Below are 13603 nucleotides of genomic sequence, written 5' to 3' on the forward strand. Positions count from 1 at the left end.
AGATCCGTACAGCTTCGGGGAAGGTTTCGCCTCCAGTCGTCGGGGGTGGCACCTTCCCCGATTTGTGCGTGGAGGGAGGTGCGCCAAGAGTGGGCAACTCCGTCAATAGTCACGGTGGTCGAAGTATTGACGCTCCCGTAGCACGTCAGTAACCTTTGGTCAAAGTTACGCAAGAACTAGACAAACGCATGCACGGTTCTGTGCATGCTCGCGGAAGATTCAACGGGCCTCCTGGGGAGGCCCGTTGATGGTCGTACCCCTCGAACGCCGGCCCGCCTCACCGGTCGGCGACGCACCGCCACCCACCCCACCGTGGTCACCCCCGCCCGCGGCAACCGTCCCCCGACGACAGGACAGTCATGAGACGACGAGCGACACTGTTCAGGATGGTGGCGGCGACAGTCGCGACCACGCTGATCGCGACGGCCCTCGCGAACCCGGCCCTCGCCACTCCGGCCTCCGCCGCCCGCCCCGCCGACCAACCGGCCGCCGCCAGCAGCGCCGTCGCCGCGGCGGCCACCAACCTCGCCCAGGGCCGTCCCACCCAGGAGAGCGGGCACGCCGACGTCTACGACTCGTCGAAGGTCGTCGACGGCAACGCGGGCAGCTACTGGGAGAGCGTCAACAACGCGTTCCCGCAGTGGGTGCAGGTCGACCTCGGCTCGTCGCAGTCGGTCAACCAGGTCGTGCTGAAGCTGCCGACCTCGGGCTGGGGCACCCGTACGCAGACGTTGAGCGTGCGGGGCAGCGCCGACGGCTCGTCCTTCACCGACCTGGCCGGGTCGCAGACGTACACCTTCAACCCGGCGAGCGGCAGCACCGCCACGATCAACTTCAGCGCCACCGCCACCCGCTACGTCCGGATCACCATCACCGCCAACAGCGGCTGGCCGGCCGGGCAGCTCTCCGAGCTGGAGGTGTACGGCAGCGGCGGCACCACCCCCGACACCACCGCGCCGAGCGCGCCGGGCAACCTCTCGTACACCCAGTCGGGCACCACCATCAGCCTCGCCTGGGTCGCGTCCACCGACAACTCGGGCGGTAGCGGTGTCGCCGGCTACGACGTCTACCGCAACGGCGCGTTCCTCCAGTCCGTGGGGACCGTGACCACGTTCAACGACACGCAGCCCACCACGGCGACCGTGTCGTACTACGTCCGGGCGCGCGACGCCGCCGGCAACGTCTCCGGCAACAGCAACACGGTGACCCGCACCGGCAGCGGCGACACCACCGCGCCGAGCGTGCCGGGGACGCTGTCGCAGAGCACGTCGGGCAGCACGATCACGCTCACCTGGGGCGCCTCCACCGACTCCGGTGGCAGTGGCCTGGCCGGCTACAACGTCTACCGGGGCGGCAGCCTGATCGCGACGCTGGGCACCGTGCTCACGTACCAGGACAGCCAGCCGACCACGGCGACGGTGTCGTACTACGTCCGCGCCCGCGACGGGGCCGGCAACCTGTCCGGCAACAGCAACACCGTCACCCGGACCGGCAGCAACCCCCCGGCCTGCACGAACGTGGCGCAGGGCAAGAGCATGACGGCGAGCGGCTCCACCTTCACCTTCACCCCCGACAAGGCGAACGACGGGCAGCTCGGCACCTACTGGGAGGGCGCGGCCAGCTACCCGCAGAACCTCACCGTGGCGCTCGGCGCGAACCACTCGATCTCCGGCGTCACCGTCAAGCTCAACCCCGACTCGTCCTGGGGCACCCGTACCCAGACGATCCAGGTCCTCGGCCGCGACCAGGCGTCCTCGTCGTACACCAGCCTGGTGTCGGCGGCGGCCTACCAGTTCGTCCAGGGCGTCAACACGGTGACCATTCCGGTCAGCGCGACCACGGCGGACGTGCAGTTGCGGTTCACCGGCAACACCGGCGCTCCGTCCGGTCAGGTGGCCGAGCTGGAGGTCTGCGGTACGCCGGCCCCCAACCCGGATCTGGTCGTCAGCTCGTTGTCCTGGTCGCCGACGTCGCCCAGCGAGGTCTCCGCGATCACGCTCTCGGCCGTCGTGCAGAACATCGGCACCGCCGCCGCGGCGGCCACGACGGTGAACTTCAGCCTGGCCGGGGCGCTGGTCGGCAGCGCCACGGTGGGCGCGCTCGCCGCCGGTGCGTCGACGACGGTGTCGTTCAACGCCGGTACGCGACCGATGGGCAGCTACGCCGTGTCGGCGGTGGTCGACCCGACCAACACGGTCGTCGAGCAGAACAACGGCAACAACAGCCTCACGGCGGCGTCGCCGCTGGTGGTGGCGCAGGCGCCGGGGCCCGACCTCCAGGTGCTGAGCATCGCCTCGAACCCGCCGAACCCGGCCGTCGGGGCGTCCGTCACCTTCACCGTGGCGGTCCGCAACCGGGGTACCACCGCGACCGGCGCGACCACCGTCACCCGGCTGGTGGTGGGTGGCACCACACTAAACACGAACACCGCCTCGATCGCCGCCGGCGCGACGGCCACCGTGGCCGTCAGCGGTAGCTGGACCGCCACCAGCGGCGGTGCGACCATCACCGCCACCGCCGACGCCACGAACGTGGTCGCCGAGACCAACGAGAGCAACAACACCTTCAGCCAGTCCATCGTGGTGGGACGCGGCGCGGCGGTGCCGTACGTCTCGTACGAGGCGGAGGCCGGCCGTTACTCGGGCACGCTGTTGGAGACCGACCCGCTGCGTACCTTCGGGCACACCAACTTCGCCAGCGAGTCCTCGGGTCGCAAGTCGGTACGCCTCACCGGCACCGGCCAGTTCGTCGAGTTCACCTCGGCCAACCAGGCCAACGCCATCGTGGTGCGCAACTCCATCCCGGACGCGCCCGGTGGCGGCGGCATCGAGGCGACCATCAGCCTCTACGTCAACGACGTGTTCTCCCGCAAGCTGACCCTGTCGTCGAAGCACAGCTGGCTCTACGGCAACACCGACGGGCCGGAGGCGCTGACCAACACCCCGCAGGCCGACGCCCGCCGGCTCTTCGACGAGTCGAACGCGTTGCTGTCGCAGTCGTACCCGGCGGGCACCCGGTTCAAGTTGCAGCGCGACTCGGGCGACACCGCCTCGTTCTACGTCATCGACATGATCGACCTGGAGCAGGTGGCCCCGCCGCTGAGCCAACCGGCCGGCTGCACCTCGATCACCCAGTACGGCGCGGTCCCGAACGACGGGCTCGACGACACCGCCGCCATCCAGCGGGCGGTGACCGACGACCAGAACGGCGTCATCAGCTGCGTCTGGATCCCCGCCGGCCAGTGGCGGCAGGAGCAGAAGATCCTGACCGACGACCCGCTGAACCGGGGCATGTACAACCAGGTCGGCATCAGCAACGTCACCATCCGGGGCGCCGGCATGTGGCACTCGCAGCTCTACACGCTCACCGAGCCGCAGAACGTGGTGGGCGGCATCAACCACCCGCACGAGGGCAACTTCGGCTTCGACATCGACAAGAACACCCAGATCTCGGACATCGCCATCTTCGGCTCGGGCCGGATCCGGGGCGGTGACGGCAACGGTGAGGGCGGCGTCGGTCTGAACGGTCGCTTCGGCACCGGCACCAAGATCAGCAACGTCTGGATCGAGCACGCCAACGTCGGCGTCTGGGTGGGCCGCGACTACGACAACATCCCCGACCTGTGGGGGCCGGCCGACGGGCTGGAGTTCAGCGGCATGCGGATCCGCGACACGTACGCCGACGGCATCAACTTCAGCAACGGCACGCGCAACTCGCGGGTGTTCAACTCGTCCTTCCGGACCACCGGCGACGACGCGCTCGCCGTCTGGGCCAACCCGTACGTCAAGGACCGCAGCGTCGACATCGCGCACGACAACCACTTCGTCAACAACACCATCCAGCTCCCGTGGCGGGCGAACGGCATCGCCATCTACGGCGGCTACGACAACTCGATCGAGAACAACCTGATCTACGACACCGCCAACTACCCGGGCATCATGCTGGCGACCGACCACGACCCGCTGCCGTTCTCCGGCACGACGTTGATCGCCAACAACGGGCTCTACCGCACCGGCGGCGCGTTCTGGAACGAGGACCAGGAGTTCGGCGCCATCACGCTGTTCCCCTCGACCCGGGACATCACCGGCGTCACCATCCGCGACACCGACATCGTCGACTCCACGTTCGACGGCATCCAGTTCAAGAACGGCGGCGGCAACATGCCGAACGTCGCCATCACCAACGTACGGATCGACAAGTCGAACAACGGTGCCGGCATCCTCGCGATGAGCGGCGCGCGCGGTAACGCCAACCTGACGAACGTGACCATCACGAATTCGGCCGACGGCAACATCGTCATCCAGCCGGGCTCGCAGTTCGTCATCAACGGCGGCTAACCCGCCGCTTGATCAACACGGTTTCAATGAAATCGGGGTGTCCGCCGGCCGCGGACACCCCGATTTTCATGAACCCGAGTCGATCGCCATTGCGCAGGGGCCGTCGTGGGCGTCGGGCCGCCGGCACCGGCCGGGCGTCGCCGAGCCGGGCGTCACAGAACACTCGGGTACGCAGAAACTGCGCGTCCTCCTCGCTGAGCGTGGTCTCGCCGAAGTCGACGACGGCGAGGTGACCGAGCGAGTCGCGCAGTGCCACGGCCAGGGCGGTGACCTCGTCGAGGCTGGTCAGCGTGGTCGGCAGGTGGATGATCCAGCGGGGCCCGGGTGCGATGCTCATGGCAGGACCACCGTTCCTCCGTCCACCAGCGTCTGGATCTGCTCGTCGGTCAGGCCGCGCTCCTGCAGGACGCGGCGGCCCCAACGGTGCAGTCGACACGGGTGCCGGGCGTCGTCCCTGCGGCAGCGCTCGCCGTCCGGTCGCTGCACGGGGGCGTGCACGCTGATCGCCCGTGCGATACCGCGCGCTCCGCGCCTCGACGTCATCCTGGGTGAGGCGGTGCTGCGCCGGCCGTTGCGGGATCGCGTGGCGATGGCCCGGCAACTGGACTCGCTGGTGGTGTCGTCGCGGCAACACCACATCGCCGTGCGGGTGCTGCCGCTCGACGCCGGGCTGGTGCGCTGGGCGCAGGCCGGCACCTTCACCATGCTCGACTTCCCGTCCGACGTGCGCGAGCCGGAGCCGACGACGATCTACATGGACGGTCCGTGCGGAGCGGTCTACCTTGACAAGACCCACGAGATTGAGATCTACGAGGATGCGTGGCGCTCCCTCGGTGAGCGGACGCTCAGCACCGACGAGTCCCGTGAGCTGATCGCGGCCATAGCGAAGGAGATGACCGATGGTGCGTGACGGAGTCTGGCGCGCGTCGACCCGGTCCGGCGGCGAGGGCAACTGCGTCGAGGTGGCGGGTTTCGCCGAGACGGTCGGCGTACGCGACAGCAAGGACCGGCCGGGGCCGGCGCTGACCTTCACCGAGGCGGCCTGGGCCGCGTTCGTCCAGTTCACGGCGGTACACCAGCCCATGCGATGATCAAGGCCGGCTCGCTCGCGGAAGGCTGAGAATCACGTTGGGTGTCGTCGCGACCGGGCTCTGCCTCGCCGTACCCGCTCTGTGGGGGTGTTGGGGAGCGGGGATACCGCCAGGTCGGCGATATGGTGTTGATCTTCGTGCCTCTCGGCGCCGGTGGGGCAGCATGCTGGGGGATCTCCGGGGAGGGGCCCGTCGTGACCGATCACCACACCTACCTGAACGTTCACTCCCGCTGTGCAGCGACCTTCGATCTATCAGTCAGATTGCCTGCCCAGGTCTTCCGGGAGATCGAGGGGGAATCGCTGTTCGGTGAGTTCGACGCGGTCCTCGACCCGGAGATGTGGCCGGCGCTCTGTGCGATGGCCCGCTGGCATGGCGACGAGCGCGTCGAGCTGCTGGTCCTTGAGCCGGATTGCGACACGTACTACCTGTCGGACTATGGGTCGTACCCGGCCCTGTCGTTGTCCGTCGAGGCCAGCGAGGACGACTACTGGGCGCTGATCGGTCACGAGGCCGCCAGCGACATCTTCGGTTCGATCGCGATCTCAGCGAACGTCATCGCGGTCACCGGGCCGTCCCGCAAGTGGGGGTGCTGGGGTGAGCGGGATCCCGAAGTGGCGGTCTTCCGGGGGTTCCCCACCGAGGCGATCCGCCACGAATGGCAGGAGCAGTTCGGCCCCATGCTGGATGCGGCCGGCGCGTTGGAGTCGTACGTCCCGTTCGCCTTTTCCGGCTGGACCGTCCCGGACGGGTGGGCTACGGCCCTCGCCACCAACTACGGCGACGGTGTGGTGCCCGCTCGGTCCGTGTATCAGGACCAGTGCGGCTGACCACGAGCCAATTGGGTGGCGGACTCGGTGTGCGATGGCGTGCTGCGCGGGCTGCGGTGGCTAGGCTGAGCTGAGCATGATGGTCCGCTGAGGGGGTGAGCCCGGATGGCCCAGGCAGCGTTCGCGCCGGAGCCGGCGCCGCAGCACACCGAGCCGTCGTTCGACGTGCTGCGGTGGCACGACGAGCCGTGGACCGCGCAGCTCGCCCTCGACCTGTTGCCGGAGACCAACGGCCCCAAGGTTGAGGTCCTGAGCGGAAGCGTGATCGTGACACCACATGCCGGGTACGACCATCAGGACGCGGAACTGGACCTCGCGTTCCACCTCAAGCAGGCCGCCCGCCGGGCCAAGCTGTGGCTCTACCTTGAGACGAACATCGTCTCGGGCCAGGACCTGTTCATCCCGGACATCGTCATCCTCGACGCGCCTGGTGGCGGCCGAACGACCATGGCCATCGACCACGCCGTGCTGCTCGGGGAGATCGTCTCTCCCGGGAACCGGCGCAAAGACATCATCGACCGGCCGCGCGAGTACGCCGCCGCCGGAGTGCCGTTCTTCCTCCGGGTCGACCTGCGCAATCGGGTCCCCACTATCGCGTTGTACGAGTTGGCCGAGGGGGAGTACCGGCCGGTGGCCGCTGCTGCGGCCGGGACGCGCTTCGTCATGCGGGAGCCGTTCGAGTTCTCGATCGACCCGGCCGATCTGCTCGGCGAGGAGGCAGCACCCGACCAGTCGGGCGCGGAGGGGTGACGCCCGCACGCCCGTGATCGACACGGGTTCGGCGAGGTGGGGGTGTCCGGGAGCTGCGGATACCCCGAGATCGCCGAACTCGTGTCGATCAAGGCCGGCGGCGGCGGGCGGGGTGGGCTGAGGCTCCCAGCGGGCACACAGCGGCGGTGGGGGAGAATGGCCCGGTGACTTCCCCCCGCGATCTTGTTCTGCTCGGGTCCACCGGTTCGATCGGCACACAGGCCATCGACATCGTCCGGCGCAACCCGGACCGGTTCCGGGTGGTGGCGATCGGGGCGGGTGGCGGCAACGTCGAGCTGCTCGCCGCGCAGGCCCTGGAGCTGGGCGTCGAGGCGGTCGGGGTGGCCAAGGCGTCCGCCGCGCAGGACCTGCAACTCGCGTTCTACGCCGAGGCGAGCCGGCGCGGCTGGGCTACCGGAGACTTCAAGCTTCCCAAGATCGTGGCCGGCCCGGACGCCATGACCGAGCTGGCGCAGTGGCCCTGCGACGTCGTGCTGAACGGGGTGGTCGGCTCGCTGGGCCTCGCTCCTACGTTGGCCGCGCTGCGCGGTGGTCGTACTCTCGCGTTGGCCAACAAGGAGTCGCTCGTGGCCGGCGGCCCGCTGGTCAAGGCCGCGGTGACGCGGCCGGGGCAGATCGTGCCGGTCGACTCGGAGCACTCGGCGCTCGCGCAGTGTCTGCGGTCCGGGTCGCGCGGCGAGGTGCGGCGGCTGATCGTCACGGCCAGCGGTGGCCCGTTCCGGGGGCGGCGGCGCGACGAGTTGACGCAGGTCACACCCGAGCAGGCGCTCGCGCACCCAACCTGGAACATGGGGCCGGTCGTCACGATCAACTCGGCGACCATGGTCAACAAAGCGCTCGAGGTGATCGAGGCGCACGAGCTGTTCGACGTGCCCTACGCCGACATCACCGTCATGGTGCACCCGCAGTCGGTGATCCACTCGATGGTCGAGTTCGTGGACGGGTCGACGATCGCCCAGGCCAGCCCACCGGACATGCGGCTGCCGATCGCGCTCGGCATCGGCTGGCCGGACCGGGTGCCCGAGGCTGCCGCCGCCGTCGACTGGACGGCAGCGCACACCTGGGAGTTCGCGCCGCTGGACGACGAGGCGTTCCCGGCCGTGGCGCTCGCCAAGGCCGCCGGGGAGGCCGGACGCTGCCGCCCGGCGATCTACAACGCGGCGAACGAGGAGTGCGTGGCGGCGTTCGTGGCCGGGCGGCTGCCGTTCCTCGGCATCGTCGACACCCTCGGACGCGTGTTGGAGGAGGCTCCGGACTTCGACGAACCAGGTACCGTCGAGGACGTGCTCGTGGCCGAGTCGTGGGCGCGCGCGCACGCGCAGGAGATCATCGCGGGTTCGGTGGAAGGAGCTTGATGTCTAACCTGCTCGGGGTGGTCCTCTTCGCCCTGGCCATTCTCATCTCGGTCAGCCTGCACGAGGCGGGTCACATGCTGACCGCCAAGGCGTTCGGGATGAAGGTCACGAAGTACTTCGTCGGTTTCGGCCCCACCATCTGGTCGTTCCAGCGTGGCGAGACCGAGTACGGACTCAAGGGCATCCCCCTCGGCGGCTTCTGCAAGATCGTCGGGATGACGCCGAACGACGACGACGTCGACCCGGCCGACGAGCCGCGCGCGATGTGGCGGTTCCCGGTGTGGAAACGCACGATCGTCATGTCCGCGGGCTCGATCACCCACTTCGCGCTGGCGCTCGTCACCATCTGGCTGGCGGCCGTCACCCTCGGCCTGCCCAATCCCAAGTTCCCCACGAACGACGCGCAGGTCCGGCAGGAGCCGGCGGTGATCGCGCTCTCCGACTGCGTGATGCCGAAGATCGACCAGCGCGCCTGCGCCCCGGGTGACCCGGCCAGCCCGGCGGCCCAGGCCCAGCTTCGCGACGGCGACCGGATCACCTCACTCAACGGCAAGCCGGTCAACAACTACGGTGAGATGCTCACCGGCCTGCGCGCGCTGAAGCCGGGCGAGACCGTGAAGATCGGGTACGTCCGCGACGGCCAGCCCGCCGAGACCAGCACCGTGCTGGCTCAGACGGAGCGTCCACCGCTCGACAACCCGAAGGGCACCGTCGGTCCGGTCGCCGCGCTCGGCGTCGGGCTCACCATCACCACCCCGAACCTCGTCACGTACGGTCCGGTCGCCGCGTTCGGCGCCACCGGCGACTTCACCCGCGGGCTGGCCGTCGGCACCGTCCAGGCGTTGCAGCGGCTGCCGCAGAAGGTTCCCGCGCTGTGGACCGCCATCACCGGCGGCGAACGTGACGTGGACACCCCGATCAGCGTGGTCGGGGCCAGCCGGCTCGGCGGCGAGGCGGTCGCCCACGGTGCCTGGCTGATGTTCGTCTTGCTCTTCATCTCGCTGAACTTCTTCATCGGCGTGTTCAACCTGCTCCCGCTGCTCCCCCTGGACGGCGGCCATATCGCCATCGCCTGGTTCGAGCGGGCCCGCTCCTGGCTCTACGCCCGGATCGGCCGGGCCGACCCGGGCCGGGTGGACTATCTCAAGCTGATGCCCTTCACGTACGCGGTGATCCTGATCGGTGGCGTGTTCACGCTGCTGACCATCACCGCGGACGTCATCAACCCGATCACGCTCTTCCCAAGGTGAGTGCTGAAGTGACCGCTATCAGTCTCGGCATGCCCGCTGTGCCGCCCCCGCCGCTCGCGCCCCGCCGGGCCAGCCGCCAGATCATGGTCGGCTCGGTGCCGGTCGGTGGCGGCGCGCCGGTGTCCGTGCAGTCGATGACCACGACCCTCACCTCCGACATCAACGCCACGCTCCAGCAGATCGCCGAGCTGACCGCGTCCGGCTGCCAGATCGTCCGGGTGGCCGTGCCGTCCCAGGACGACGTCGAGGCGCTGCCCGCGATCGCCAAGAAGTCGCAGATCCCGGTGATCGCCGACATCCACTTCCAGCCCAAGTACGTCTTCGCCGCCATCGACGCCGGCTGCGCGGCCGTCCGGGTCAACCCGGGCAACATCCGGCAGTTCGACGACAAGGTCAAGGAGATCGCGCGCGCGGCGGGGGACGCCGGCGTGCCGATCCGGATCGGCGTCAACGCGGGCTCGCTGGACAAGCGGCTGCTCACCAAGTACGGCAAGGCCACCGCCGAGGCGCTCGTCGAGTCGGCGCTGTGGGAGTGCTCGCTCTTCGAGGAGCACGGCTTCCGCGACATCAAGATCTCGGTCAAGCACAACGACCCGGTCGTGATGATCCGCGCGTACCGGCAGCTCGCCGAGCAGTGCGACTACCCGCTGCACCTCGGCGTCACCGAGGCCGGGCCGGCCTTCCAGGGCACCATCAAGTCGGCGGTCGCCTTCGGCGCGCTGCTGGCCGAGGGCATCGGCGACACCATCCGGGTGTCGCTCTCCGCCCCGCCGGTCGAGGAGATCAAGGTCGGCAACCAGATCCTGGAGTCCCTCGGCCTGCGCGAGCGCGGCTTGGAGATCGTCTCCTGCCCGTCCTGCGGTCGTGCCCAGGTGGACGTCTACAAGCTCGCCGAGGAGGTCACCGCCGGCCTGGAAGGGCTGCCGGTGCCGCTGCGGGTCGCCGTCATGGGCTGCGTCGTCAACGGTCCGGGCGAGGCCCGCGAGGCCGACCTCGGTGTCGCCTCCGGCAACGGCAAGGGCCAGATCTTCGTCAAGGGACAGGTCGTCAAGACCGTGCCCGAGGGCCAGATCGTGGAGACGCTGATCGAAGAGGCGCTGCGCATCGCCGACGAGATGGGCGCCGAGCTGCCCGAGGAACTGCGCGGGCTGGTCACCGGCCCGACGGTCACCGTGCACTGAGCCAGTTCGACGAAGCGGGCCGTTCCCCCTCGGGGAGCGGCCCGCTTTCGTTCTGGCGCGCCGTTTCCCCTCGGGGGGCGGCGCGCAGTCGTTCCGGCGCAGCTCAGTCGGATTCGGCGAGGATCGCGTACAGCTTGCGTCGGGTCTCGTCGAGGACCTGGGCGGCCCGCTCACGCTGGTCGTCGGTGCCGTTCATCATCACCTGCCGCAGGGCGTTCATCGCCTGCGCGCCGGAGTCGCGGATGTCGTGCCAGCTGCTCACGGTGTCCTGGGCGACGTCCGCCCAGGGCGGCGTCTGCGCGGCGGCGGTGGCCTCGGCCCGACCGTCCTCGGTGACGGTGAACCGCTTCCGTCCGCCGCTGGACTCCTCGGTGCTGGCGGCGATCACACCCTCGTCCTCTAGGAGTTGAAGCGTGGGGTAGATCGAACCCGGGCTGGGCCGCCAGGCCCCGCCGGTGCGGGAGTCGATCTCCTGGATCATCTCGTAGCCGTGCATCGGCCGCTCGGTGAGCAGGGCCAACACCGCGCCACGGACGTTGGGACGTCGCCCCCTGCCGCGGCCGTGCCCGCGTCCTCGTCCGCGCCCGCCGTGCTCGTGGCCGTGCTCGTGAGGGCCGGGCGGGACCGGCGGGAAGCCGAAGCCCCGCATCCGGGCCTCGTGCATCGGGTGGTGCTGTCGATGGAACCGCATCGGGTTCTCCTCCTCTACGTACTGTCGCTGATGCATCAACGATATATCGGCAATGCATCGCCGACAAGTCACGGCAAGCAATTCGGCCCTTTGCGGTCCACCTCGCCACTCGGCCGGCGGGGCGAGGGGTCGATCTGGCAGGCTGGTAGTCGTGCTTACGGTGCCGGTACGGCAACTGGGGGAATCGGAGCGCCGCGCGGTCGAGCGCCTGCTCGACCGTGACCCGTTCGCGGGCGCGCAGGTCGCCGAGCGCATCGCCGCGCGCGGACTGTCCTGGTGGCGGGCCGAGGGGCGGATCCTGGGGTACGGCGCCCGGCGCAACCTCGAATCACTCTGCTGGCTCGGCGGCAACCTGACGCCGGTGCTCGCCAGCGACGCCGCCGTGTCCGCCTTCGCCGACCTGCTCGCCGGGGAAGACCGGCTCTGCTCCTCGATCGTCGGCCGCGCGGACGCCGTCCTCGCCCTCTGGGACCGGCTCTCGCACACCTGGGGCCCGGCCCGCGACGTCCGCCCCAACCAGCCGCTGCTGGCCACCGACACGACGCCGGCCGTTCCGGCCGATCCAGAGGTACGCCGCGTCCGCTCCGGCGAGGTCGACCGACTCTTTCCGGCGGCGGTCGCCATGTACACCGAAGAGGTGGGCGTCTCACCGCTCGCCGAGGACGCCGGACGTAGCTATCGACGCCGGGTCAACGACCTGGTCCGCGCCGGCCGCGCGTACGCCCGGTTCGTCGACGGCAAGGTCGTGTTCAAGGCGGAGTTGGCCGTCGTGACCAAGCGGACCGCCCAGGTCCAGGGCGTCTGGGTCGCCCCGGAATGGCGGGGCCGTGGCATCGCCGCCGCCGCCATGGCCGCCGTGGTACGTGACGCGCTGGCCCGGGTCGCTCCCACGGTCAGCCTGTACGTCAACGACTTCAACCTCCCGGCCCGCCGAGTCTACGAACGCTGCGGCTTCCAACCGGTCGGCACGCTCGCCACGGTCCTCTTCTGAAGCAGATCCTGGCGGTCTTGCGGGGAGTACGGCGATGGCCGGCACCCGTGTCGGGGTGCCGGCCATCGGTGATCTCTTAGCTGTTCCAGTACTGGCCGACCAGGTCGGTGGCCTGCTGCTCCCACTGGGCGTAGGCGTCGGGGTAGGCCGAGACCTGTACGGTCTGGGCGGCGTCGGTCAGCGGCATGTCCTGCCAGCGGTCGACCTGGCGCAGGCCCTTGAGGAACGCCGTCGTCGAGTACTCGGGGTTGGTGATCTGCTCGGGCGTGCCCCAACCGGAGGTCGGGCGCTGCTGGAACAGACCCAGCGAGTCGTGGTCGTTGGCGTCGCCGAGGTGGCCCAGGTTCTCCAGCTTCGACTCCTGCAGGCTGGTGGCGATGGAGATGACCGCGGCCCGCTCGGGCAGGCCCGCCTTCTTGGTCGCGGCGATGATGGCCTTGGCGTTGGCGGTCTGCTCGTCGTTGAGGGTGATGTGCGACTGGTCGCCCTGCGGCTTGGGTGCGGTGGTCTGCACCGCGACGGCGGTGGCGGGCTTGGCGTCGACCGGGTTGGCGTGGGCGGCGATGGGGCCGGCGAAGACGCCACCGGTGAACGCGAGACCAGCGATGGACAGCATGCTCTTGCGGATGATCGTGTTCATCAGGGTTGCTCCTTCGGGGGTAGGAAACACCCACACGTCACCGTTCGGGGGGATCAGGTGACGCGGGGTGTCAGCACCTCGTCCGGGCGCTCAAAGTCTTTGGGGGGCGGCCTGCGAGCGGGGGGCTCGTGGCGGCCGGTCCGTGTGTAACGACCCGGGGGGCGGGGCCATTCCCGGCGGCTTGGCGGCCTGCGGGGCGGGTTGCTCGTGGTGGCCGGTCCGTGTGTAACGACCTGCCGGCCGGGGCCATTCCCAGGGCTGACGATCCGCGGTGAGCGGGGCTCGTCGCGTCGGGACCGGGTGTAACGACCGGCGGCTCGGGGTCATTCCCGGAGGGCCGGAGGGGCGGTGACCCGCCTTTGCTCTGCTTCAGCCGAGGAAACACCTGCCGTCCGATAATCGGACACCGGGTGTTTCCTGGGTTGAAGCAGAGCAAAGGACGCGAGGTGATGGGGTCCGACCCGGC

At 69.6% G+C, this 13603-nt stretch carries 12 protein-coding genes and 1 pseudogene; 9 read left to right on the top strand and 4 right to left on the bottom strand.

Translation table 11 applies throughout. The features are described 5' to 3' along the window. Window positions 1–386: 386 nt before the first annotated feature. Window positions 387–4337: a CARDB domain-containing protein gene (locus ABZ272_RS20895; protein WP_355051603.1), complete on the top strand. Its 3951-nt coding sequence runs from the start codon at window positions 387–389 to the stop codon at window positions 4335–4337. Here ABZ272_RS20895 and ABZ272_RS20900 read toward each other — a convergent pair. Then, complete coding sequence (locus ABZ272_RS20900; protein WP_355051604.1) at window positions 4324–4674, bottom strand: hypothetical protein; 351 nt, start codon at window positions 4672–4674, stop codon at window positions 4324–4326. The genes ABZ272_RS20895 and ABZ272_RS20900 overlap by 14 nt on opposite strands. After that, entirely contained in the window at window positions 4671–4823 is a 153-nt protein-coding gene (locus tag ABZ272_RS20905) for a hypothetical protein (protein ID WP_355051706.1), read from the bottom strand. Before ABZ272_RS20905 ends, ABZ272_RS20900 begins: the two co-directional genes overlap by 4 nt. Window positions 4824–4836: 13 nt before the next feature. Between ABZ272_RS20905 and ABZ272_RS20910 the strand changes: the two are divergent. The 7 genes and pseudogenes from ABZ272_RS20910 to ispG form a co-directional block, all read left to right on the top strand. Beyond that, window positions 4837–5247, top strand: a pseudogene (locus ABZ272_RS20910) (Scr1 family TA system antitoxin-like transcriptional regulator); the annotation flags it as partial. Continuing rightward, window positions 5237–5428: a DUF397 domain-containing protein gene (locus ABZ272_RS20915; RefSeq protein ID WP_355051605.1), complete on the top strand. Its 192-nt coding sequence runs from the start codon at window positions 5237–5239 to the stop codon at window positions 5426–5428. The pseudogene ABZ272_RS20910 and the gene ABZ272_RS20915, both read left to right, overlap by 11 nt. Window positions 5429–5622: 194 nt before the next feature. Continuing rightward, entirely contained in the window at window positions 5623–6258 is a 636-nt protein-coding gene (locus ABZ272_RS20920) for a hypothetical protein (RefSeq protein ID WP_355051606.1), read from the top strand. A 105-nt stretch (window positions 6259–6363) separates the two neighbouring features. Further along, window positions 6364–7008, top strand: a complete 645-nt coding sequence (locus tag ABZ272_RS20925) for a Uma2 family endonuclease (protein ID WP_355051607.1) — start codon at window positions 6364–6366, stop codon at window positions 7006–7008. Window positions 7009–7172: 164 nt separating this feature from the next. Beyond that, window positions 7173–8384: a 1-deoxy-D-xylulose-5-phosphate reductoisomerase gene (gene dxr, locus ABZ272_RS20930; RefSeq protein ID WP_355051608.1), complete on the top strand. Its 1212-nt coding sequence runs from the start codon at window positions 7173–7175 to the stop codon at window positions 8382–8384. Next, window positions 8384–9634 (top strand): site-2 protease family protein, encoded by a 1251-nt coding sequence (locus tag ABZ272_RS20935; protein ID WP_355051609.1) that lies wholly within the window; start codon window positions 8384–8386, stop codon window positions 9632–9634. Before dxr ends, ABZ272_RS20935 begins: the two co-directional genes overlap by 1 nt. Window positions 9635–9642: 8 nt before the next feature. Next, window positions 9643–10815: a flavodoxin-dependent (E)-4-hydroxy-3-methylbut-2-enyl-diphosphate synthase gene (gene ispG, locus ABZ272_RS20940; protein ID WP_355051610.1), complete on the top strand. Its 1173-nt coding sequence runs from the start codon at window positions 9643–9645 to the stop codon at window positions 10813–10815. 103 nt (window positions 10816–10918) lie between these two features. On the opposite strand, the gene ABZ272_RS20945 is transcribed toward ispG, so the two are convergent. Beyond that, window positions 10919–11506, bottom strand: coding sequence for a PadR family transcriptional regulator (locus ABZ272_RS20945; RefSeq protein ID WP_355051611.1), 588 nt, complete (start codon window positions 11504–11506; stop codon window positions 10919–10921). 151 nt (window positions 11507–11657) lie between these two features. Here ABZ272_RS20945 and ABZ272_RS20950 point away from each other — a divergent pair, with 151 nt between their 5' ends. After that, window positions 11658–12497, top strand: coding sequence for a GNAT family N-acetyltransferase (locus tag ABZ272_RS20950; protein WP_355051612.1), 840 nt, complete (start codon window positions 11658–11660; stop codon window positions 12495–12497). A 76-nt stretch (window positions 12498–12573) separates the two neighbouring features. Here ABZ272_RS20950 and ABZ272_RS20955 read toward each other — a convergent pair whose 3' ends face one another. Then, the gene (locus ABZ272_RS20955) at window positions 12574–13137 is read right to left on the bottom strand and encodes a hypothetical protein (RefSeq protein WP_355051613.1); all 564 of its coding nucleotides are present in this window, start codon (window positions 13135–13137) and stop codon (window positions 12574–12576) included. Between the last annotated feature and the right edge of the window lie 466 nt (window positions 13138–13603).

It is taken from the genome of Micromonospora sp. NPDC005979 (assembly GCF_040614415.1).
GTDB lineage: Bacteria > Actinomycetota > Actinomycetes > Mycobacteriales > Micromonosporaceae > Micromonospora.